Source organism: Propionispora vibrioides (assembly GCF_900110485.1).
GTDB classification, from domain to species: domain Bacteria; phylum Bacillota; class Negativicutes; order Propionisporales; family Propionisporaceae; genus Propionispora; species Propionispora vibrioides.
The window spans coordinates 14,927-38,520 of the sequence record NZ_FODY01000018.1; the positions used below are offsets into that span (position 1 = coordinate 14,927).

The window sequence follows — 23,594 nt, forward strand, 5'->3', positions numbered from 1 at the left end:
CATCTTACGTCAAATAAATACTTATCATTTCCACAATATACGCAAACTCACTGTCGGGAATCTTAATTCCGAATGCGTTTTCAACCACTTTATACTCCGTTTTTACAGTAAGGAATACTGCTTTCTTTTCTTTTTTCAAATCCTTTAATTTTACATAATCAAAAACTTCTTTAGAAATGATTCGCTCAATCATACTCATATTGTGAAACATAAACTTAATTTTCAAGCCTCGATCAGGAGCAATATCTAATTGCGCCAAAAGTGAAGTATACACCTGATTGAGCAATTCATAAGCTTTTACGGGATTCAAAAAAGTCAGCACCCGTCCTAATAGCATCATCATTTTTTCATGATCATGATCAAAATAATCTCCTTGAACAATTTCCGATACATTTTTCTTATCATCCGCTGACTTTCCTTCATTCACAGAAGGCACACCTGCGCCTTCCCCTATGAAAACGCTTGTATTCTTAACCTCCTCGACCAGTAATTCCAGTGTCATATTCGGCATCATCGACTTTCTGGCTGCCTCAATGACCATGGGTGTACTGACCATTTTAAGCGAACCGGTCGGAACCCCGGTTTGCTTAGTAACTGCTTCGGCAAACGCCGCCAGCGATCCCATATCTACTAAGAGGAATACCCCCTTAGAAGTCTGCAGTTCACGCACCAGTTCCACGGTCCTACGCAATGTATCATGTACCGTTTCCGTGAGGGGCATATCAATAGCTTTTACATGCTCAGTCCCTAAAAGCTTATTGGCCACACTGGCCATGCTGCTTGCCGTCGTGTCCCCATGTGTGATAACAACCACATCAATATAGTGTTGTTTATCATTATTTTGCAATGCATAGAGAAACATGGCGATAAAAGCAGCTTCTTCCCCGGGTATTTCTATATTGAGTTTCTGTTCTAGCTTTTCTCTGATACTCACAGCCATCGCATATTCATCTTTTAGATTCACTTCGTCAATGGGCCGGAACGATCTATATACATACACGCCGGCCTTTATACGTTCGATAAGCGTTTCTATATGAAGTGCCAGGCTGTAAACAATCTTGGAATCAATAAAAATATGCAGTGTTTCTGCAACTTCAATTAATATTTCCTTTACAGCACTTACTACCCGCTCTTGTACAATCTTAAATAATACAGAATTATTTTCATGATTCTTCTTATTAATATTTGCACATGGATATTTTGAGAAATATTCTTCAACCTGCTGATTGATACTCTTTTTTATATCAGTAATTGTTCTTCCTTCCTCAAAATACTTCCGTGAATTGTCCAAAATACTTTCGTAAAAATCCTCTTCCGTCTTATAATCATCATGAAACAAAATTTTTCGGATTTGATTTTCTCCTTCCGGAGTTTCATCGTTAAAAGTCAGCTCTACCACCGCATTTAGATCAAAGTTCTGGACAAGTTCTTCCCGCTTTTGTTCCATAATGAAAACACCTTCAGCAAACCGGCTGGCCATGTGCGAAAGTTTGATATAAAACTTGTTTTTGTTTTCCGTAAGATAATCTACATAAGCATTGGCGCAAGTAATTTGAATATCATTTCTCAATTGCCCGATACTGCCTTTGCAATCATATAACAAAAATAACTTTAAAACTTCTGTCGATACAGTAACCGGAAGTTTTATTTTTTTTGACTCTTCAGTGAAAAACGAACAAATAAGCTGCATCCGCTCTTTCATCGGACGTTCTGCCAGGCCGGGCAATTTAATTACACAGGGGATTCTGCGCAAAAAGGTTGTCAATATTGACTTCTCCGGGCTTTCTGTTGTGGCCAGAATGAACAGGACATTCGCCTGATGCAAATTGTCAGACTCTCCCAATCTTCGGAATCGTCCCCGGTCCATTAGTGAAAATAACATTTCCTGCCCTTCCGGTGGCAGGCGATGAACCTCATCCAAAAATAAAATACCACCATTAGCTGCATCAATTAAGCCGCTTTTTTCTCTCTCGGCGCCGGTAAAAGCTCCTTTAACATGTCCAAATAAGTATGACAGTAACAATTGAGAATTACCGGTATAATCGGCACAATTAAAAATAATGTAAGGAGCGTTTTCCTTCAATTTACCTATTTCAACAGCATAACGATACATAAGTTCGGCAAATGTGGTTTTACCAACGCCGGTAGGTCCTATCAGAAAAGTATGCAGCCCGTTAGGAGGATAAATAATGGCTCCAATTGCTTGCTTTATTTGGTTCTTAAGGCTTGAATCCGCGCCAATCATCGTATTAAAAATCCGCTTGGCGGCTTCTGCCCTGCTTTCGCCATTGGAAAAAAACGGATCGACAGCAACACTTGGCTGAACGCATCGCTCATCCGTTCTTTTCAGACAGGACTCCATCAGTTCAAAAAAACTTGTTCTGTCTTCAAAGACAGCTTGTGTAAAGCTCATACCAAAGCGATGTTCCAGGACATGCTTAGCAAAATACACGACCGGTTTACCGGCTACTTTAATTACAGCCTGTTCGCCCACTAGACGGTTCAACTCCCTGCTAACATTAGCCCGGTCAATATGAAGCTCACCGGAAATACCAACAGTATGCATGCCATAATCAAAAATATCTGCAGTCTCTATATTTTTCTCAGAATGTCTCTTCAGCAACTGATAAATGCGTTCTTTCCGGCTTGAACTCTTGTCCATATTTACATCCTCTCTCAATGACACAATTCATCTTCTATTATACTGCAAACAACACACTTCCGACACACATAAGACACAGTTCCTCTTGCAAAAAACTAAGCAGCACAAACTGCTTAACCCCCCCCTCCTATTCTGACACACATAGCTGCAATTATTAATAACAATCCCTGTTTTTTCCCACATTATCGGCATTTTGCTTGACACACATATCCAAATTTCAATTTGGCATGCTACTTGCAATAAGAATAAGCAGCAACGTAATGAAATAACAAGAAATGATCATTGCGAGTGTCGATTCAGGAGGTGGAAAAATGGTTGGAATATTAATTGCAACACACGGAAAACTTGCCGAAGGGCTTTTAGATGCCGCAGAGTTAATCATTGGAAAACAAAAAAAATGCAATATCTTAAGTGTATTGCACGGAGATGATATCAATGCCTTTGGTAAATCCATTTGCCAAAATGTCTTGGAATTGGATGACGGCGATGGAGTCCTGCTATTTACCGATTTGTTCTCTGCCAGCCCGGCTAATCAAGTGGCATTAAATTATCCGCAAATGAAAACCCACAAAATTAAAGCCATTACCGGCGTGAACTTGCCAATGCTATTAGAAGCTATCGGCAAAAGAATACTAAACGAAGATTTGGACAGCATGACGGAAGCCGCCATACTGGCAGCACATGGCGGCATCAAAGACTTGCTTGCTGAACTCAGCAAAAATAAAGCCGTGTAGGCAAAAGGAGAAAATTTGAAATGGCAAAAATCGTTCTAGCCCGTATTGATGACCGACTAATTCACGGACAGGTGATGACAGCCTGGCTGCAATTTGTCGGCGCTAACCATATTGTTATCATTGATGACGAAACAGCAGCCGATGAATTTCTCAAATCAGTTATTGCCATGGCTGTTCCCCGGGAAATTAAACTGGATATTTATCATTGTACGGAAGCCGCAGCAGCCATTCAGAAAATGAAGGATACTGAAAGAATTATGCTGCTTGCCAAAGTCCCGGAAAGTTTTTTAACGCTGTTAGAAACAGGACTGTCACTGCCCAAAATAGTCATTGGCGGTATGGGCGCCAATCCGGAACGCACGAAATTCTACAAAAACATTTCTGCCTCGCCGCAGGAAAGAAAAACCTTTAAACAAATCATCACCCATGGCACGGAGCTGGTGATTCATATTATTCCTGACCAGCAGGCAGTTGGTGTGGAAGAATATTTAAAATAAAACTTAAAAGAAAGGAGACTCAGAATGTTATTAGAAGGAAAATCGGTGGTCATAACCGGGGCCGGCAGCGGTCTTGGCGCAGCTGCAGCAAAAGCGTTTGCGCAAGAGGGAGCAGCTATTGCTGTGCTTGACCTTAATGAATCAGCCGCCGAACGTACCGCGGCAGAAATCATTGCCTGCGGAGGCAAAGCGATATATCAAAAAGTAGACGTTACCAGTAAAACCTCTGTTTGGGCTGCCGGCGATACCGCAGCAAATGAATTTGGCTGCATCGATATATGGCTGAACTGCGCTGGCATATCCAAAATACTGCCGTTTCTTGACTGCACAGAAGAAATTTGGGATTCAACATTAGCTGTTAATCTTAAAGGTGCATTTTTATGTTGCCAAAATGCCGTAACACACATGCTTCAAAACAAGAATGGCGGAGTCATTATCAATCTATCTTCCCAATCCGGAAAAAAGGCAGGAGCTCAATATCAGGCCTATTGTGCAAGCAAATTTGGCGTTATTGGCTTAACACAATCCATTGCTTTGGAATTTGCCCGCAAGGGAATCCGTGCCAACGCTATTTGTCCGGGCGTAGTGCCAACCCCTATGTGGGATAAACAAGTCACCGACTATGCACGCAAACGTAATATGACTCCTGAGGAAGTCATGCCTTATTTCTGCAAGACTATTCCGCTCGGCCGTGTTTGCAGTTATAAAAATTTTACTGATATGGCATTATTTCTAGCCAGTGAGCAATCAGAATATATGACCGGCCAAGCCTTAAATCTGACTGGCGGCAGTCTGCTATCTTAATAAACTGCAACTGTCTCCTAAGTAAGCTTTCACCTGCAAATTTTTAACGGGAGGATTATATAACATGTCGATAGATATTGTTCAGGCCATATTGATTGGTGTCGTTTACTACCTGGGATTTAACGGAACCCCCTGGCTGACCAACCTGGGAGCCACTATTGCCAACAGACCTTTGATTGCCGGTACGTTAGTAGGATTTATACTTGGTGATCCGGTAACCGGCTGCATTATCGGCGCAGCCATCAATTTACCCTATCTGGCTTATATCTCGGCAGGCGGTACTGTTCCGATGGATCCCGGCTTAGCCGGCACGATGGGAACCGCTTTAGCCATGGCCGCCGGCGCAACACCACAGGTAGCCGTGTCTTTAGCCGTTCCCATTGGACTACTGGGCACAATGTTGTTCACGCTGAGAATGACGGTGGATATCGCCTTTGTCCATATGGCTGATAAAGCCGCCGCCGAAGGAGATTATCGAAAAGTAAACTTTTTTAATGTCGTCCCGCCTCAATTATTTCTTGCCTTTATCACCATCGTGCCCGTAGCCCTAGGTGTATATTTTGGCGCAGATATCATGACCCGGATGATTCAGTCGCTCAGCGGAACACCGCTTCATGTTCTTACAGTGATTGGCGGTGTATTGCCGGCTTTGGGCATTGCCATGAATTTGCGGGCAATCGTCAACAAATATATCCTGCTGTTCTTCCTGATCGGCTTCATTCTTCAGGTGTATTTCCATGTTCCCATTATCACTATCTCCATTATTGGCTTCATCATTGCCATACTTTACACAGAACTTTCCATGAAAGATCAGGAGGCGAGATAAATGACCGGACAAGAAAAACCAGACCAAGCTTTGCTTAAAAAAAGTGATGTGGTAAAATCCTTCTGGTTATGGATGTTTTTCTATGTATCCAACTATAATTACGAACGGCTGATGGCTAATGGTTTTGTCCACGCTTTATCTCCCATTCTCAAAAAACTGTATGGTCATAACAAAGAAGAGTCAACGCTGGCCCTACAACGCCATCTGGCATTCTTCAATACCGAACCTCATTTTGGCAGCATTATTGGTGGAATTACCATTGCGCTGGAGGAACAACGGGCAAAAGGCAAACCAATCAGCGATCAAATGATAAATGGTCTAAAGACCGGCTTAATGGGACCGCTTGCCGGCATAGGCGACACCCTATGGCAAGGCACCTTAACACCGATCCTCCTTTCCTTTGCGCTCAGCATCTCCTCGCAGGGAAATTTACTCGGAGTCGGCCTGTATATTATCCTGATGCCGTTGATTATGTTCACAATCGCCTATAACCTGTGGATGAAAGGTTATTTTCTCGGCCGTGAGGGTCTTCAGAAAATCATGGCCGGCAATATGATCCAAAAAGTAATGACCGTAGCACAAACCATGGGTGGCATCGTATTAGGAGGTCTTAGCGCCAGCTTCGTCACTCTGTCCACTCCGGTTTCTTTCCAACTCGGAGAATCAGTGCTAAAATTACAGGCCGATGTATTGGATAAATTGTTATTAGGCTTTTTACCCTTAGTAACGACATTATTCACTTTATATCTATTGAACAAAAAAATGAAATCCACAACCGTTTTATGCATTATCACTATTCTGTCAGGGGTCGGAGCAGCATTCGGTATATTTTAAGATCTAACGCACTCTGGGCACACCCCAAAGTAAAGCGCTTCAGTAGGCATCTCCCTACTGAAGCGCTTTATTGCATGTATCTGTCGATTTCACTTAAAACCTAAAGTTGTTTTCACCAAAGCAGAACTCTTTTCCCTTGGAAAAGTTACACCTGATACGTTAACTCCTGCCGGTTAATTAGATTAAGGACTTCCTCGCGCAGCTCAAGGAACTGGTCCGAATACCGGGTGCGGTTGGAATTATCGCCGCTAATCTTATAGGTAAATTCCGTTTTAAGCTCCCGGAGGATTCGACCGGGCCGTTTGGACATGACGATGACTCTGGTGCCCAAGGATAGCGCTTCGTCCACATCATGAGTAATAAACAAGATGGTGCATTTGGAATCCCACCAGATATTTCGTACCAATATCTGCATTTGTTCCCGGGTTAAGGCGTCCAAAGCGCCAAAGGGCTCATCCATCAATAGCACCCGTGGCTTGTTGACCAACGACCTGGCAATGGCAACGCGCTGTTTCATGCCGCCGGACAACTCATAGGGCTTGCAATGGCGAAACTCCCTTAGTCCCACCTTATCTATATATTCCTCCGCCAGTCTGCGGCTCTCATGGACCGGGATGTTTCTCATTTTCAGGCCAAACATGACGTTTTCCATTACATTGAGCCATGGATACAGAGGGGGCTGCTGAAAAACCACCCCACGATGCCAGTCGGCTCCATTGATCGGTTCGCCATCCATAACGGCCGTACCGGCAGTGGGCGATATAAAGCCGGCTATAATCTTCAAGAGAGTGCTTTTGCCGCAACCGGAAGGGCCCAGCAGGCAGACAAACTCTCCCTCCGTCAACGTAAGATCAATATGTTCCAGAGCATTGTCATCCTTATTCGAGTTATAGCTCAGTGACACATCTTTTAAAGCGACTACTGCAGTTTTCTCTAGCCTGCCCTGACCGTCTACAGCCATCATGTTGCCGTCAACCTCCTGTTTGCCCGCCTATTTTAAAGCGCCTTCAATATATGTAGCATTAATTCCCTGATCAAACGTCTCTTGTCCCGGCGCACTTTCAATGGCTTTTTGCTCAACCAGGAAATCAGCGGTTGCTTTTAAGATTTTAGCCAAATCGCCTTTCTTGGCACTGGTCCCGAAATACTTATCGGAAAGCTGATCTTTCGCCGACAGCCAGATTAATTCCTTAGTCTGATTCAAGGCATCAGCCTTGTCAATATTGAGACCCTTAGCCAGGGCTTCGGCAGCCTCATCGGGATTGCTTTGATACAGGTCATGCGCTTTTTGCTGTACCTTGATGTATTTTGCCACAATATCAGGATACTTTTGAGCAAACTCTTTGCTTACCACACCGACATCGGCTGTTACGATGCCTTTTTCGGCCAGCTTGCCGCTATCAGTCAGCGTTTTTCCATCGGCCAGCAATTTGCCCAATACCGGGTTCCAGACATAAGCGGCGTCAATATCGCCCCGCTGCCAGGCAGCAAAGATATCAGGCGGCTGCATATCAAGAATTTTCACTTCCGAAGGATTGACGCCTTCCAGCTTCAACGCATTAAGCAAACTGTAATGAGCCGTCGAACTAAACGGTACCGCTACCTTCTTGCCTTTTAAATCCTTAATGGAATTGATATTGGCACTATTTTTTACCGCCAGCGACTCGGCCGCACCAATGACATCATGAATCCAGAAAACCTCGTAGCCAACTCCTTTGGCAATCCCTACCGCTGCAGGCGTTGTGCCCACCAGGGCAATGTCGATGCTCTTCGACGCAAAGGCATTATTGACATCGCGACCGGAATCAAACTTTTTGAAGTTTACCTTCACACCCAGTTCACTTTCATACCAATTCTTCACTTTAGCGACAATTTCATCATTAGGAATATCCTGAAAGCCGATATTCACAACTTCCGGTTTCGCCGCCTCAGTGGCAGCCGTTTTGGTGTCCGGGCTCTTGCCGCAGCCGGTTAACTGCACTGCTAAAGCAAGAATAAGTCCGCTGGCCAGTAACAGCCTCTTTAATTTTTGTTTCATACATAAATCCCCTCTTTTGTTTTATTCTTTACCTTTCCAAGGTATGACCTTGCTCTCAATAGTCCGGATCATTCCATCCAAAATAATACCGGTAATACCCATAATAAAAATGCCGACAAAAATGATATCGCTTCGCAAAAATTTGCTGGCATCAAGCACCATCCAGCCTATACCGGTCACCGCCGCCACCATTTCCGCTGCCACCAGCGTGGTATAGGCAACCCCGATGGTTGTTCTCAGGCCGATGAATATATCCGGCAGGCACGCGGGAAAAACCACATGAAAGAAAATCTGCCTGCTGCTTGCACCAAGTGTATAGGCCCCGTCAATATAGTCTTTCTTTATCTTTTGCACGCCGGCCACGCAGGAAAGATAGACCGGGGCAAAACCAGCCAGGTATAACAGTGCTATTTTAGAGGAGTTCTCAATCCCCATCCATAGCACTAGCAGCGTATAATAGGCCAGCGGTGGCAACGGCCGGTAAAACTCAATCAGAGGATCGACAATGGCCCGCGCTTTGGAGTTATAGCCGCAAATCAGCCCCAGGGGGATCGCGGTAATAACGACTAATAAGAAGGAAGTGATTAAACGTACCAGACTATCACCCAAATGAACGAGCAAACTATTATCTTTATAACCACTCCGGGCAATTTCAAAGAAACTGGCCACCACTTTATAAGGTGAAGGAACAACAATATCGGAAACAAGCTTTAACTCGGTAAGAATATACCACAGCAGTAAAAGCAAAATCACCGTACTCGCTGTCAGCAGCCGTTCTATCGTCACCTGCTTCCTGATAAAATAGGCAATATTCATAGTAACCTCCTTCCCCTACGGCAGCAGAACTCATAGCTTAACATGAGCCAGCGCTTGGGCAAACGCCCCGACAATTCGATCAATCCCCTCTTTCGTCACAATCAGCGGCGGTGCCGTGTATAACACGTTATTGTAATCGGGAACACTGCGCACCATCCTGCCAATAATCACGCCCGCCTGCTTGGCTTCCGCCACAATCCGGGCCAGGTGTGTTTCATGGAGCGGCTTCTTGGATTTCTTATCCTCAACCAGTTCGATACCGGCCAGCAAGCCTTTGCCGCGGACTTCACCCACTACAGGATATTTCTCCAGCTCTTTAAGGCCCTCCAGCAGATACGCTCCCATCTGCGCACTGTTCTCCGCCAGTTTTTCGTCTTCAATAATCCGGATGTTCTCCAGGGCTGCCGCTGAAGCGCCGGCACAGCCGCCGAAGGTGCTGATATCCCTGAAATACCCGGTCGGATCTTCCAGCTCGGTTAAGAACTGATCAAAGATACTCTTGCGGGCAACCGTTGCCGATATGGGCATATAACCGCTGGCCAGTCCCTTAGCCAGGGTGATCATATCCGGCTCAACTGCGTAATGCTGATGCCCGAACATGCGGCCAGTGCGGCCAAAACCGGTAACGACCTCATCCATAATGAGCAGCACTTCGTATTTCCGGCAAATCTCCTGGAGGACCGGATAATACTCGGCAACCGGCGGAATGATCCCGCCACCCGCGGTAACCGGCTCGACAATCACCGCCGCCACACTGTCCTCGCCTTCCCTTTGTATCACCGTCTCCAGAGCACGGGCACAGTCGATGTTGCAGGCAGGATAGCACTTGCCCAATTCGCACCGGTAACAGAGAGCATGGGGAATTGCGGCAAAGCCTTCCGGTAAGGGCCCGAATTTCACCTTTCTCTCCTGCTGACCGCTGCTGGCCAGCGCACCTAGTGTAGTGCCATGATAGTCCCGGTTGCGGTAAATAATTTTATATTTTTTCTTATCCGGATATTTCTCGCTAAAATACTGTCTGGCAATTTTATAGGACTTTTCATTCGCCTCGGAACCACTGTTGGATATATACACTTTAGGCAAGTCCGGCAACAACGAGGCCAGTTTTTGCGCCAATAAAATATAAGGAGGCGTTGCCATCGATCCGGCATAGTAAGGCAGCTTTTTCAATTGCCCGGCAATAGCCTGTATGATGGAATCCCTGCCGTAGCCGACATTGACTGCCCAGACCCCGCCTGATAAGCCGTCTACATATTCCCTGCCGTAAATGTCTTTAAGAATAAAACCGTTTCCTTCCGCCATAATCGGCGGTTCCTGACTTTCAAAGGCCCTGTGATTGGTAAGATGGAGCCATAAATGATCCCGGTGGAGTTTTACCAATTCATCGACCTCTAAACTGCCTGCTGCACTCATCCAAAAGCCTCCCTGCCTATCGCATATCCATATAATCATCATCAGGATGTCCGAACAACTAAAATTTGAAAATAAAACTACCTAGCAGAGCCATATGACTAAACCGGTGATTACAGGAATTTTTTAACTGATCGCCGCTTCCTCTTGTCTATGTATGGCCTGGAATATTCCCTTTGCGCCTTGCTCTTCAGCAAGAAATGGCATTCCAAAATAAAAAGGCTAAGAGCATACCCAAAATGGGAATGACCTTAGCCTTCAGTTTGTCTGATCAGCCTGCTAAGCATTATGTTATATCATTTATACCGTAAAAGAAGTTGTCCTGTCAATAGTTTATTTTACGAACAACTTGCTCATTTGCGGTTGTCCGTACATCCGTATGCTGTTATAATAAAACAAAAATTGATTTTACGCAACTGTTTTTTTCAATACTTTTTGCGAGGAAAGGATGTCCTCATTTTGCTGGATAAAACAAATTCGATTCCCCTGCATTTGCAGGTGCGGAATTTTTTACGCAATGAAATATTAAAAGGCACTTATACGGAAAAAATCCCTCCCGAATTTGATCTGATGGATAAATTCGGCGTAAGCCGCGCAACCATCCGCCGGGCGATTCAAACCCTGATCGAAGATGGGGTTTTGGAAACGCGCCACGGCCTGGGTACCTTCGTCGCCGTAAGACCGATCGAAGAATGGCTGGGCAACTTAAGCAGCTTCTTTGATATTGTGGAAGAAATGGGCATGAAGCCTAATATTCGAATGCTAAGCCAGGGCATTGTTCCCGCGCCGCAGGACGCCGCCAAAATATTTAAACAGGCCGAAGTTTACGAAACCAACAGGCTGCGGCTGGCCAATGCCACCCCTGTTGTACTGGAAAAACAGTACTACCCCTTAGAATACGGACTCAAATTAGCCGAATTCGATTTAAACAACGTTTCCACCTACGATATATTCGAAACCAAGCTCGGCATCAACCTTTGGGAGGCCAAGCAATCCATCGCGGCGATCATTCCCACGGCCGCCGAGAAAAAATTGCTGGGTCTCACTTCCGAACCCTGCTGCGCCCTCCTGTCCAAACGGTTGGTCACCGATGCCGACGGCAACCCCGTCGAGTATGAGAAAAGCATCTACCGGGCCGATATGTACGCGTTCCGCATTAACTTGACCCGGAAAAGAAAACTGTAAAGGTTACACATATCCACAGATTTCTGTTTTGTGTTTGAAATGAATTCCCCGGCAGCTATATCTATGCCTTCTGCGAGTCATGTTCAATAGTCTTCCCCAAAATAGACAAGACACCCTCCCCGCCTATATGTGGCGGTTCGAGAGTGTCTTGCCTGTTCTTACAGCAGTTTTTCAATATCCGGTTTCATAGCCGACGGGGAGGTCGTAGGTTCGTAGCGCCCTACGACCTTTCCTTCCCGGTTAACGAGAAACTTGGTAAAATTCCATTTGATGCCGTCGCCTTCCAACAATTCCGGAAAACGCTCCTTTAGTACCTCTTCCAGTTTACCGGCGATCGGATGCCCCGAATCAAATCCCCGGAAGGGGGCCTGCTCCGTCAGATAGACAAACAAGGGATGGGCATTTTTGCCGCGGACTTCTGTTTTCTCAAACAGGGGGAAGCTAACTCCATAAGTAAGCTGGCAGAATTGCCGTACCTCCTCATTGCTGCCCGGTTCCTGCTCCGCGAATTGGTTGCTGGGAAAACCAAGAATCTCCAGGCCCTGACCAGCATAGTCATTATAGAGTGCTTGCAGTTCCTCGTACTGAGGAGTAAAACCGCACTTGCTGGCAGTATTCACAATCAGCAGCACTTTGCCTTTAAAATCTGCCAACGAAACGGTTTTGCCATCCATGTTCTTGACTTGAAAATCATAAATATTCATGATCGTTTGCCTCCTTTAGTCCTGTCTTTTCGCCGGATTGCGCCTTCCTAACACGGTCAGGCGTTTCGGTCCTTGTCAAAAGAAATCGGCATAATACTAGGATGGCCGGTTAACAACGGGCTAATACCGCTTCCTACCGCCTCCGCTATTTCACTGCAGCCGGATACTGGTCATAGTCAATCATCGTGCCAACACCGAAGTGAACATAAATATCAGGATATCCATCCACCGGTATCCAATAGCCAATGATGGATTTACCACCTGATTCACCCTTGCAAAAAGCGGCCTGCTGAGAGGCCAGTGCCCGGTTCGCCTGGCAGCCTTTGTGCCGTTCCGGACCGCCAATGGTAGAACACTTGATGCCCGGCACGCCCCCCGCCTTGCTACAGGCCGCATTCACAGCCAGAATCTCCCGGCTTTTATGTACCAGCATAACCGGTTCAGGAAAATTCCCCCACATCATTTGAAACGCTTCAATGACTTTCGCATCGGTCATAACAATCATTCCTCCTCGATTATTTCTATCGTACTTTGTCTTTATACTTGCTGTGCTTCCTTTTGCCTCCTTTATTGTACTGCTTTCTACTCTATATAACGGCAATAGCTCCATTTTATTGCAGATGCTGCTCTACTTTTTTGCCCGGTAGCGGCGACCGATACGCCGGGATGAAGATTACTAATCCATTCCACCAGAAAAAGGAATTTATCATTGACAAAAATCCCCAGTCGGATTTATAATTTGACCAGTTCAAACTTTTTGAGGTGAAATGCATGCCCCGAACTCCCCAGGACCCCAAAATCCGGGTCGATGAAATTTTAGATACGGCCGAACCTTTATTTGCGGCAAATGGCTACCGCCAAACAACAGTCCAGGATATCACCAACAAAATGGGCGTTGCCAAGGGAATGATCTATTATTACTTTAAATCGAAGGAAGAAATACTGGAAGCAGTGATCAACCGTCAAATCTCCATCCTGCTGACAGATATGCAGAATATGGCCTGCTCCAATCTTATCCCGCCGCCCCAAAAGCTTGAATTGATGATAAATTCCATGTATCATACAGCGCAATACAAAGATGGCTTGCTCCTGGATTTTTTATATGATGAGAAACATTTGCATATCAAAAATAAAATTATCCGCCAAAGTGCGCTCTTACTTAAACCATGGCTTTTAAAAGTAATTGAAGATGGAGTTGAAAAGGGCTGTTTCCAGGCTTCTCACCCCCCTATCGCCCTCAATTTTATCATGTCGACCCTGCACTGTATTACGGACGCATTATGCGAGAAAACACCGGACGAACAAATGGCCTGCCATCTAAAAATAGCGGGATCTCTCATTGAAAAAATATTGGCATTGCCCGAAGCAACTTTGCACTTGTCGCTTAAATAAATAAACCAACAAATCATTCCAATAGAACTTTATTGGATATTTTTTTAATTATTAATTGACCCGGTCAAATTATGTCATGTTGAAAATACGCACAAATGAGGTCCAAAGTGCGGGAATAGCATCCATCTGCTCACCGGCATATCCATGATTCTTATCTATTACTAACCAGCAAAATGGGATCGGGAAAAATAAGGGGGTGTCGGTCAATATGGAATGGCTTCAAAAGCTATCGCTGTGGTGGGTTGCAGGCATAGTATTAATCGCTGGCGCACTGTTTATGACGAGGATATTTGCCCTTTTTTCCAAATGGTTTTTCCTTCCTTTTGACGATAAAGAGGAATCGGCGCGACATCATCACCATAAATAGCTGACCATGGAGAAGAGGAACTGACAGCGATCGCTAACCCTGCGGAGATCAGCCGCTTACAGGTATAAAAACAGGAATTAAGCATTATTTATTAAGGGAGGCGAATGAAGTGTTAACCAAAGAGGAGTGCAAGGCTGCCCTGCAAAAAAGAATATTAGCGCTGGCAGGTACGAGTCTGGATGAGGCCTCGGCCGCTGACAAATACGCCGCGCTGGCCAGCCTGATCCGCGATTACATCGGTCAGCGCTGGGTGGATACCACCCGTTACTATGACGACCAAAAGCAAAAACAGGTGTACTATTTCTCCATTGAATTTTTACCGGGTCGCTTACTGGACACCAATCTGCGCAATCTCGGCCTTAGGGAGGTTTGGTGCGAGGCCCTTGCCGAACTCGGCATCGACTACACCGAACTGGCAAACGCCGAACGGGACGCCGGTCTCGGTAACGGCGGACTGGGACGGCTGGCAGCCTGCTTTCTGGATTCCCTGGCATCGCTCGGCCTGCCCGGTCACGGTTGCGGTATCCGCTATACCTACGGCCTGTTTGAACAGTCCATTATCGACGGCGTACAAGTGGAAAAACCGGACACCTGGCTAAGCGATCTGGATATCTGGGAATACCGCAAAGCCGGCAAAGCCGTTACGGTAGAATTCGGGCCGCCGCTGGGCACAGTTAAGGCCGTACCCTACGATATCCCGGTTATCGGCTTTGACAACCGGACTGTCAACACCCTGCGTCTGTGGAGCGCCGAACTGCGTGACGGCTTAAATGTCAATTATTCCAGCCTCACACCGGGTGACATCCGCAAACTGTTGGAATATAAGAACTGGGTGGAGGCTATTTCACAAATTCTGTATCCTGACGACCGTTATGAAGAAGGCCGCCATTTGCGCCTCGTCCAGGAGTACTTCCTGGTTTCGGCCGGACTCAAAAGCATTATCCGCCATATTAAGCGCAAGCAGGGTTCCAATCTGTCCTATCTGGCCAACCAGATTGCCATCCATATCAATGACACCCATCCGGCGCTTGCTATTCCCGAACTCATGCGCATTCTCATGGATGAGGAAGGCATGGGCTGGGACGAAGCGTGGGACATCACCACCCATACCATCTCCTACACCAATCACACCGTCCTGCCGGAAGCACTGGAAAAATGGCCGGTCGATCAGTTGCGGAGCCTGCTGCCCCGTATCTATGAAATCATTCACGAAATAAATGAACGGTTCTGCGCCGAACTGTGGAAGCGCTATCCCGGCGAATGGGACCGCATTGCCGCCATGGCCGTCATTGCCGACGGTTTTGTCAAGATGGCCCATCTGGCAGTAGCCGGCAGTCACAGCGTCAACGGCGTGGCCGAGCTGCACAGCCGGATTCTCCAGGACGATCTCCTGCACCTGTTTTATCAGCATACGCCGCAAAAATTCAACAACAAAACCAACGGCATTACCCATCGCCGCTGGCTGCTTTCCGCCAATCCCGGCTTAGCCGGCTTAATTACCGATACCATCGGCCCCGCCTGGCTGCAGCGGCCCACTGAGTTGGAAAGGCTGCTGCCCTTTGCCGCCAGTACGGCTTTCCAGCAAAAGCTGACGGCCGTAAAACAGGACCGGAAAGAAGCCCTGGCCAAATTTATTTTTGACAACTATCACATTACCCTTGATACCCATTCACTGTTCGATGTACAGGTCAAGCGCATTCATGCCTATAAACGCCAGCTCCTGAACGCGCTGCGGATCATGGAGCTTTATCAGCGGCTAAAAGCCGATCCCGGGCTGGACATTCTGCCCCGTACCTTTATCTTCGCCGGCAAAGCGGCGCCCGGCTATTACCTGGCGAAAAAAGTAATCCAGCTTATTGTCACTCTGTCCAAACAAATCAACAACGATCCCGCCATCCAGGATAAGCTCAAAATCGTATTTTTAGAAAACTATAATGTATCGTTAGCGGAACTAATTATTCCCGCCGCCGATATCAGTGAGCAGATTTCCACTGCCGGCAAAGAAGCCTCCGGCACCAGCAATATGAAATTCATGATGAACGGCGCCATCACGATCGGTACTTTAGACGGCGCCAATGTGGAAATCCGCGAGGCTGTAGGCGATGAGAATATTGTCATTTTCGGCCTCACGGCCGAAGAAGCAACCGCCTGCTACCAGACCGGCCAGTGCGACCCAATGATCATCTACAATCAGGATGAACGGGTAAGAAATTGCGTCAACCAATTGATCGACGGCAGCCTCCCCGTTATCGGCGATGAATTCAAACCGCTTTATGAGTATTTGCTGCATCCCAACGGTGCTTTTCTGGAGCTGCAGGACTTTGCCGCCTACCTGGACGCCCAGGCCAAAATCGACCGGTTGTTCCGGAACAAACACGCCCGCTGGCAAATGGCCATCAAGAATATTGCTCATTCCGGCCGCTTTTCCAGCGACCGTACCGTCAAAGAATATGCCGATGCCATCTGGCATATCCGGCCGGCTGAAATCCCGCAACGGTAGCGGGCACCGGGCCGCAACCTATTCAATCCTCTTGTTGTCCCTCCAACAAAACAACAAAGCCAAAAATCCTGCCATCCACAGGGATCGCAGGATTTTCTTTTTCATATAGCTGTTTTTATTGGGCAAGCAGCGCCAGCATCTTCAAATGTGTGTGCACGCCCTGATGACTGACTTCCAGTGCCCGGGCCATAGTCAACTGCTCCTTGGCCGGCGCGGCCTGCCCCAGCCCCAGGTAGCCCAATCCCAGCAAATAACGGCAGTGTATTTGGTTCTTCTTATTCAGATCTTCATCAAAGATCAGAAAATCCGGTAAAGACACGGCAAAATAGTCAATCGCCACTTCATCATACAAATGGGCTTCACCATAGTTAATCAGCTTGTTGAACCGGCTTTTGGCCTGTTTATCGTTCCCCAGTGCCAGCAAGGCCAGCCCCTGATAAAAAATGGTCTCCGGTGGCTGATCGTTGTAGAACATGGCGCTGGCCGGTTCCTCCAAGCCCCAGGAGGCCTGTTGATAACAGGCTTCGGCCTTGGCGTCAAGCCCCATCGCCCGGTAGGCGAACCCCAGATAGTAATAAATATCGTTTTCCTGCGCTCCGGCCAGCTTGCCTTCACCCAGGTTTTCCGTATAGGCAAGCGCTTGTTCCAGATGCTTGACCGCTTCGGCAAACTCCTGCCGGCCGATGCTGCTCTTGGCTATTTCCACCTGGGCATACACATACTGCCGGGTCACCTTGCCCTCGCCGCCCTCCCAGGGGTGGAACTGCCTGACGCCTAATAACTGCTGCGCTTCTTCAAAGTCACCGGATAAATTGAGCAGCGTAACATATTCAATATACAGATCATCCCGCTGTTGGAGCAAATCCTGATGCTCCCGGTATAGAGCCAGCCGCGCCTGCCAGGGTCTGTTGAGCTTTTTGTACAGTTGGTCAAGCTCCAGAAACACCCGGGCATCAGCGGGATTAAGCGAAAACGCCGTTTCCAGCGCCGCCTGAGCCCGGGCCGCATCGTGCCGTTTATTATAATAGGCCAGCGCCAGGTTCCGGTGAACCGTGGCAAAGGACGACTCGCTCGCTGCAGACTCCTCCCAGCAGGCAATCGCCTGATCCGGTTGTCTTTTGTCGTACCACAGATTGCCCAGATAATAGGCCGCTCTGGCAGCCGCCGGCAGAGCTTTACCGGCGGCCTGCAGCACGGCAATATCCTCCAGACGGTTAGGGAAACAATAATCGGGACTGGCGTTTTCTGCCAGCTTATAGTAATCTGCCGCCTGCGGTGACTGCAATTGCTCATAATAATATCCCAAATAGTAATATATCATCGGTGAAATTTCACGTTCATCCCGCTCTTGCCCGGTCAGACGCACCAGTACCTGCACCGCTTCTGTCAGGAAACCTGCCGCCGCGTAATCCGCCGCCAGAGCCAGATAGTTATGCTCGCGGTCCCCCAGTATAGCTGTCAGCTTTCCATCCAGAGCGGCGGCTTTTTTTTCATCCCCGCTGCCGCCGGCCAGTAAATAGCTCTCATAATAGGCGCCAAAATCCAGCGGATCAAGCTCTATCGTCTCCTGGGCCAACCTCTCCGCCGCTTCCCGGCGGTTTAAGATCCGCAACACCGCGGTTTTCAACAGGCGGGCCCGGCAACTGTGGTAATTGCGCACCAGCGAACGCTCCACATGGGCCAGCGCGGTTTCATAGTCCCCGTTGATACAATCAAGCTGTGCCAGCGCATAATACCCTGCATCCTGCCAGGCGGCATTCCATGCCGACTTATAAAAGGCGGCATAGGCTTCCTTCAGCTTGCCCTGATACCGTAAAGCCAGGCCCAGATGATAGTAAGGCTCACCGTCATAGGGATTGGGGTTATGCCGCGTAGCCGTTTTAACAGCCGCCCGGAAATACTTCTCACTTGCCGCGAACTGGCCCCGGCGCAGCAATAAAGCGCCATAGGCATTGTTAAGCCGCAGGTCCTCCGGGTCACGCGACAAGCCTTCCCGGTAATACCTGTCCGGTTCATACGTGGCATGCCGGTATTGTTCCAGATGCAAGCCGGCAAGGTATAAGGCTTCCGTGTTCGGCAAACTCCGGGGATTGGCCGGTATGGCCCTGGCCGCAGCCGGCGGTGGCTGTAAACCTTCCTGCTCCGGGCGATAGGCGATCAGTTCCGTATGCTCGCCGGCCATGACGCGCAGCCGCAGTCCCTGTTCCGTTTCTCCCGCTATGTCGACCACTGCCGTAAAGGCTTGGGCCGGCGACAAATCGGCCCGGCAGGACAAATATAGCTTCGCCCCGCTCAGTTCAATCAGTGCAGCCGGATAACAGGCCGTGGCATATACTCCCACAAAAGCCTTACCGTCCTTTAACTCCAGACTGACAGCCGCCCGGGTATTGGCGTTTTTGACAACCCCAATTTCCTTGTAAGGCATAAAGTACTGTGTAAACGTTTTTTCTTCGTTAGGCTGCAGCCAGCTAAAATCAGGCTGATTGTCGGTGAACACCCCGGTCATCAATTCCACATACGGGCCATCCCCATCTGTCAGGTTGCGGTCCCAGGCTTTGCCGAAATCACCGCAGCCCCAGGTCCACTGCTTCTTGCCCGGTGAAATATGATGGTTGGCCACATGTAGAATGCCCGCTTTTGCCGAATGGTCATAGCCTCCGATAAAATCATAGTCCGAATGCTGTGCCATATAGGAGGTGGGGACCGGAATATTTTTGTACCAGGAGATATCCACGCCGGCCGAATAATCCATTTTGTAATACACGCCGGTGGCAATCGGAAATTTGGAAACATCCCGTTTTCCGTGATCAAAAACAGCGTGCACATCGGGTGGAAAAACCGACTGAGTATGCTCGTTGACCGCCACCGCCGGGTTCGCCCACCAGAGGAAGGTCTGCGGCTGATTCGTGCGGTTGTACAACTGGCCGGTAATCTCCAGGAATGCCTTGCCGGGATAAAGGGTAAAACCGGCCATCCCCTTGGTACCGTACATCCGGTCGATTTCACTGACCCACAGCGTCTTGCTGCCGTCATTATTCTCCCTGATCTCATATTCTACCGGTCCAAACGTATTGGGCCGGTGATGCTGCGGCCAATTAAATTCAATACCACCGGAAATCCAGGGGCCGGCCAGCCCCACCAGTGCCGGCTTAATCACCCGGTTGTAGTAGACAAAATCGTAACCGTTGGTTTTATCCAGCGCCCGTTGTATCCTACCGCCCAGTTCCGGCAGCACCATAATCTGCAAATACTGGTTTTCCAAAAAAACTGCCTTGTACCGCTTAGTCGTTATTTCGTCATATATTTTATCAATCACCGGATAAGGATACACTTTTCCCGAACTGCCCTGGTATACCCGTTTTTCCAGAAACATCGGATTCTTATCCGGTTTCCCCACCGGATAGGTAGGAATCTCCACCCATTCCTCCCGGATCTCTACGTTGCAATCCTTTTGCATGATCGCGCCTCCCGCAGCCAATTATTTTACTATTTTGCTTTCATTATAAATGCATAAAGTCCAGTAATCATTACTAATAATTGCCCATTAGTTTATAAATATTGCCCTTTATTATTTTCTTTTTTCACCAGATAAGCGCGTACAAATCCATTCAATTCACTGTCGATTTATCGTATAATAGGATTAGCTTATGATCAGTTATTTTACAGTCATCGCTGCCTCAATTACAGGAAGGGTGATACCATGCACGTCATTGAAAAGGGAGTATTAGACCACTCCCAAGCCTATTTTTACACTCCCAGCCAATTGGCCAAGTCCATTCTTTTCTATGTGATTTGCGCCGGACACTTTTATTGCGACAGTAATTATCACCTCAAGCGCCAGTCTTACAACAGCTTTTTACTTATGTATATCCGTGCCGGCGAGGGGACGGTCTGGTTTGATGATAAAGTGGTCACCGCCAGAGCGGGCGATATCGTGCTGCTCAACTGCTACCGCCCGCACGCCTATAGCACTGACGGCTGGGAAACCCTGTGGTGCCACATCGACGGCAATATCTGCACCGAATATTTTAACCTGATCTATAATCGCTCGGGCTGCGTCCTGCCGCTGCACGGTTCGCCGCTGATCCCGGACTATCTGGAGGATATTTTCAAGCTGCTGCAAAGCGGCCAGATATTAAATGAACATCTGGTTTCCTGTCAGATTCAGCGCCTGCTGGCCGAACTCTACGGTGTAGCCTCCCAATATCCTACCGGCAGCACCGATCAGGACCACCCGATGATCAAGGCAATCACCTATATCAAAGCCAATTATTCTTCGAAAATTTCCCTGAACGATTTAGCCGACCATCTTTGCATAAGCGTCTACTATTTTAGCCGGCTATTCAAAAAAACCACCGGCTATTCACCCTACGAATATGTCACCATGGTCCGCCTTAACCGCGCCAAGGATCTCTTAAAAACCACCGGTTTGTCCGTTAAGGAAATCGCCTTTACCACCGGCTTCAACAGCGAGGCTAACTTTATTACCTGCTTCAAACAGCACACCAAAAATACTCCGACCGAATTTCGCAAGGTCCCCTTTTAGCCTTGGGAACCACTGATTAATTCACACTGCACATCCTGGCGGATCTTTTTCCGTCTGGCTGCGTCAGCAAAACCTTGAAATAGGGACCGTTATTCCTGCGGTTTTACTTCCTTGCCAGCCGAAAAAATCTCTCGCCAGGCCGGCAGGCTCATTTAATCAGCGGTTCCCTTGCAGTCAGTCCAATTTCATGGCCAGTTCAAACGACAGGGTTTCGCCCGGCGCCAGGCAATACAACGCCTGATTCCGTTTGGCGATGTCAATGGCGTCGTAATACCCGTTAGCCGGTTCCAGCGCACAATTATAATCACCGCGAAAGCCTCCCTCGGTTACCCAGAAACCGACATAAGGGAGTTTTTCTTTATCAAATACAACCTGATACCGCACCTGCTGCGACGGATAGTACACCCCGCACCGCCCTTCGGCGACCCGTCCGCAGGTATAGTATTTTTTCGTGGTGCCGCTCGTTGCGGGCAATACCCGGTCCAGCCGGTATTGCCTGCCGTCACGGTTCCGTGTGACCGGATAGGAATGAAGCTGCCCGGCAGGACCTAAGCTCGCACTGTCCTGGACATTCAGCACCGTTTGCGTTCCCGGCGGAAACTCAAGCTCCATATCCTCTTCACAGCGCAGCAGGCAATGCATCGCCCAAATACAGGGAAACATCGCTTCCCCGTGATTGGTGATATGATAGTGAAGCCGCAGTGTCTTATCCTGTAAAGTCAGTTGCTTCTGATACCGGTAACCAAAAGCCGGGCTTTGATAGGTCAGGCTTACGCGATCATCGCCTTCGATAACATACGAAAAATCGGCGGTCCATATTTCACCGTGATCCGGATACTCCAGTTCCTGCTGCCCTACCCATACTTTGCCTGCGTCAATCGAAGGAAAGGCATCGTCAAAGCCGGCGGCGTCATACTCGGCAAACGCCGCGTACTTGCCGGGCTTTTGGTAAGCCTCCTCCTTATGCTGAAAAAGCAGTTCAAACTGTTTATCTTTTTTATACATCGACGCTACTTTACCGCCTAAGGCCGGGATGACAACAACCCGCAGCCATTCATTTTCCAGCCGCAGCGCGTCCATCTGCTTAAACCGTATTTTGTCGATCATAACCGCCAGCCTCCCTGTGTATCTCTTAAAAGATCACTTAAAAACCGGCGCCCATGCACTCTGGGCGCCGGTTCTCCTTTACCTGTATGTATGACTATTCCGCGTTTTTCCCCATAATCTGCTTATAATTATCCTTAGTCACAATGGCTGCATCCACAGCGGTTTCCATCGGCATTTCCTCTTTTTTCAGTATGTAATTCATCAGCACTTTTACCGAAGTGCCGCCCACCGCATCGGATGAGAAATAGGTAGCCGCTTTCATCGCCGAATATTCCTTCTTAAACTCGTCTTTCGCCAGATAGCCACCCAAGCCGATTACACAGGAGCTCTTGTCCAGGCCGGCCTGTTCGAGCGCCCGAACCGCTCCAACCGCGCCTTCTTCATTGGCCGTCATAACCATCCATTTCTTGATTTCCGGATGAGCGGTAAAGATAGCCGCCGCCCCGTTGAAGCCTTTATCCGTTTCCCCGTTATAGTCCGCTTTAAAGATCCGGTCACCGCTAAACCCGGGCAACAGTTCTTTAAACTTCTCCTCTTCCCCCTGCGTCCGCGGCACGCAACTGGACACTGTATCCATCGTCAGGATTAACAGACCTGCCTGATTGTCTTTGTCAAAACCATTGGTTTTCGCATAATTGGCCATCCATTCCCCGTTGACCTGACCAATCTTGTAAGCGTTGATGCCCACCCAGGGCGCCAGCTTCTTGCCACTTTCATCCTGCAGCGCATCATCGGCCGCTACAACAGGAATGCCGGCTTGTTTTAATTTTTCCACCGTCACTTTGGAAAGCTTCTGATCCGGAATACAGGTAACCACCCCATCCACCTTCTGAGCGATTACATTATCAATCGCTTGCAAATAGGTATCGGGATTCATCTTGGCATCAATGAACAGAAAATCGGAAGCTCCCATTTCTTTTGCCGCTTTTTCCGCCGCTTTGCCTTCATCGATAAACCAGACCTGATCACCGGCTTTATAAATACCGGCAATCACCAGCTTCTTCTTGTCGCCGCCGGCACTTTTCCCCTGATCACTCGTGCCTGAGCCGCACCCCCACAGCAAAGTACTCACCAGTAAAGTTCCCAGCAATACAGCCATCTGTTTTTTAAATTTCATCCAGCACGCTCCCCCTCTATCGCATATTCGTCCTCTCGGTTTAATACTTGCCCTA

The 23,594-nt window shown here is 48.0% G+C and carries 20 protein-coding genes; 10 read left to right on the forward strand and 10 right to left on the reverse strand.

Annotation, left to right across the window (positions count from 1 at the left end; genetic code table 11):
- Positions 1–4: 4 nt before the first annotated feature.
- The gene (locus BMW43_RS13735) at positions 5–2,494 is read right to left on the reverse strand and encodes a sigma-54-dependent transcriptional regulator (protein WP_245732477.1); all 2,490 of its coding nucleotides are present in this window, start codon (positions 2,492–2,494) and stop codon (positions 5–7) included.
- A gap of 479 nt (positions 2,495–2,973) precedes the next feature.
- On the opposite strand from BMW43_RS13735, the gene BMW43_RS13740 reads away from it, so the two are divergent.
- From BMW43_RS13740 to BMW43_RS13760, 5 genes are all read left to right on the forward strand, one after another.
- The gene (locus tag BMW43_RS13740; protein WP_091748657.1) at positions 2,974–3,396 is read left to right on the forward strand and encodes a PTS sugar transporter subunit IIA; all 423 of its coding nucleotides are present in this window, start codon (positions 2,974–2,976) and stop codon (positions 3,394–3,396) included.
- Positions 3,397–3,416: 20 nt separating this feature from the next.
- Complete coding sequence (locus BMW43_RS13745) at positions 3,417–3,893, forward strand: PTS sugar transporter subunit IIB (RefSeq protein WP_091748660.1); 477 nt, start codon at positions 3,417–3,419, stop codon at positions 3,891–3,893.
- A gap of 24 nt (positions 3,894–3,917) precedes the next feature.
- Entirely contained in the window at positions 3,918–4,697 is a 780-nt protein-coding gene (locus tag BMW43_RS13750; RefSeq protein WP_091748663.1) for an SDR family NAD(P)-dependent oxidoreductase, read from the forward strand.
- Positions 4,698–4,761: 64 nt separating this feature from the next.
- Positions 4,762–5,523, forward strand: a complete 762-nt coding sequence (locus BMW43_RS13755) for a PTS sugar transporter subunit IIC (RefSeq protein WP_091748667.1) — start codon at positions 4,762–4,764, stop codon at positions 5,521–5,523.
- Complete coding sequence (locus tag BMW43_RS13760; protein ID WP_091748670.1) at positions 5,524–6,357, forward strand: PTS system mannose/fructose/sorbose family transporter subunit IID; 834 nt, start codon at positions 5,524–5,526, stop codon at positions 6,355–6,357.
- A gap of 145 nt (positions 6,358–6,502) precedes the next feature.
- Here BMW43_RS13760 and BMW43_RS13765 read toward each other — a convergent pair whose 3' ends face one another.
- Genes BMW43_RS13765 through BMW43_RS13780 form a run of 4 tightly spaced genes read right to left on the reverse strand, consistent with a single transcriptional unit; the run spans position 6,503 to position 10,624 of the window.
- Positions 6,503–7,321 (reverse strand): ABC transporter ATP-binding protein, encoded by an 819-nt coding sequence (locus tag BMW43_RS13765; RefSeq protein WP_218140687.1) that lies wholly within the window; start codon positions 7,319–7,321, stop codon positions 6,503–6,505.
- Between the two features lie 27 nt (positions 7,322–7,348).
- Positions 7,349–8,395: a taurine ABC transporter substrate-binding protein gene (locus tag BMW43_RS13770; protein ID WP_091748673.1), complete on the reverse strand. Its 1,047-nt coding sequence runs from the start codon at positions 8,393–8,395 to the stop codon at positions 7,349–7,351.
- Positions 8,396–8,416: 21 nt separating this feature from the next.
- Positions 8,417–9,211 (reverse strand): ABC transporter permease, encoded by a 795-nt coding sequence (locus tag BMW43_RS13775; RefSeq protein WP_091748676.1) that lies wholly within the window; start codon positions 9,209–9,211, stop codon positions 8,417–8,419.
- 30 nt (positions 9,212–9,241) lie between these two features.
- A complete protein-coding gene (locus BMW43_RS13780) occupies positions 9,242–10,624 on the reverse strand; it encodes an aminotransferase family protein (protein ID WP_091748679.1) in 1,383 nt (460 codons plus the stop codon).
- Between the two features lie 456 nt (positions 10,625–11,080).
- Here BMW43_RS13780 and BMW43_RS13785 point away from each other — a divergent pair, with 456 nt between their 5' ends.
- The gene (locus BMW43_RS13785; protein WP_218140688.1) at positions 11,081–11,806 is read left to right on the forward strand and encodes a GntR family transcriptional regulator; all 726 of its coding nucleotides are present in this window, start codon (positions 11,081–11,083) and stop codon (positions 11,804–11,806) included.
- Between the two features lie 158 nt (positions 11,807–11,964).
- On the opposite strand, the gene BMW43_RS13790 is transcribed toward BMW43_RS13785, so the two are convergent.
- Positions 11,965–12,510, reverse strand: coding sequence for a glutathione peroxidase (locus BMW43_RS13790; RefSeq protein WP_091748691.1), 546 nt, complete (start codon positions 12,508–12,510; stop codon positions 11,965–11,967).
- 145 nt (positions 12,511–12,655) lie between these two features.
- Positions 12,656–13,006, reverse strand: coding sequence for a hypothetical protein (locus tag BMW43_RS13795; protein ID WP_091748694.1), 351 nt, complete (start codon positions 13,004–13,006; stop codon positions 12,656–12,658).
- A 275-nt stretch (positions 13,007–13,281) separates the two neighbouring features.
- On the opposite strand from BMW43_RS13795, the gene BMW43_RS13800 reads away from it, so the two are divergent.
- The 3 genes from BMW43_RS13800 (at position 13,282) to BMW43_RS13805 (ending at position 16,769) form a co-directional block, all read left to right on the forward strand.
- The gene (locus BMW43_RS13800; RefSeq protein WP_091748697.1) at positions 13,282–13,902 is read left to right on the forward strand and encodes a TetR/AcrR family transcriptional regulator; all 621 of its coding nucleotides are present in this window, start codon (positions 13,282–13,284) and stop codon (positions 13,900–13,902) included.
- 208 nt (positions 13,903–14,110) lie between these two features.
- Positions 14,111–14,269, forward strand: coding sequence for a hypothetical protein (locus tag BMW43_RS21200; protein WP_177173602.1), 159 nt, complete (start codon positions 14,111–14,113; stop codon positions 14,267–14,269).
- 109 nt (positions 14,270–14,378) lie between these two features.
- On the forward strand, positions 14,379–16,769 hold the full coding sequence (locus tag BMW43_RS13805; RefSeq protein ID WP_091748700.1) for a glycogen/starch/alpha-glucan phosphorylase: 2,391 nt from the start codon (positions 14,379–14,381) through the stop codon (positions 16,767–16,769).
- 115 nt (positions 16,770–16,884) lie between these two features.
- Here BMW43_RS13805 and BMW43_RS13810 read toward each other — a convergent pair whose 3' ends face one another.
- Positions 16,885–20,226: a DUF5107 domain-containing protein gene (locus BMW43_RS13810; RefSeq protein ID WP_091748703.1), complete on the reverse strand. Its 3,342-nt coding sequence runs from the start codon at positions 20,224–20,226 to the stop codon at positions 16,885–16,887.
- Positions 20,227–20,469: 243 nt separating this feature from the next.
- Here BMW43_RS13810 and BMW43_RS13815 point away from each other — a divergent pair, with 243 nt between their 5' ends.
- The gene (locus tag BMW43_RS13815) at positions 20,470–21,315 is read left to right on the forward strand and encodes an AraC family transcriptional regulator (protein WP_091748706.1); all 846 of its coding nucleotides are present in this window, start codon (positions 20,470–20,472) and stop codon (positions 21,313–21,315) included.
- 174 nt (positions 21,316–21,489) lie between these two features.
- On the opposite strand, the gene BMW43_RS13820 is transcribed toward BMW43_RS13815, so the two are convergent.
- Together BMW43_RS13820 and BMW43_RS13825 are read right to left on the reverse strand one after the other, a co-directional pair.
- A complete protein-coding gene (locus tag BMW43_RS13820; protein ID WP_091748709.1) occupies positions 21,490–22,422 on the reverse strand; it encodes an aldose epimerase family protein in 933 nt (310 codons plus the stop codon).
- Between the two features lie 94 nt (positions 22,423–22,516).
- On the reverse strand, positions 22,517–23,539 hold the full coding sequence (locus BMW43_RS13825) for an arabinose ABC transporter substrate-binding protein (RefSeq protein WP_091748712.1): 1,023 nt from the start codon (positions 23,537–23,539) through the stop codon (positions 22,517–22,519).
- Between the last annotated feature and the right edge of the window lie 55 nt (positions 23,540–23,594).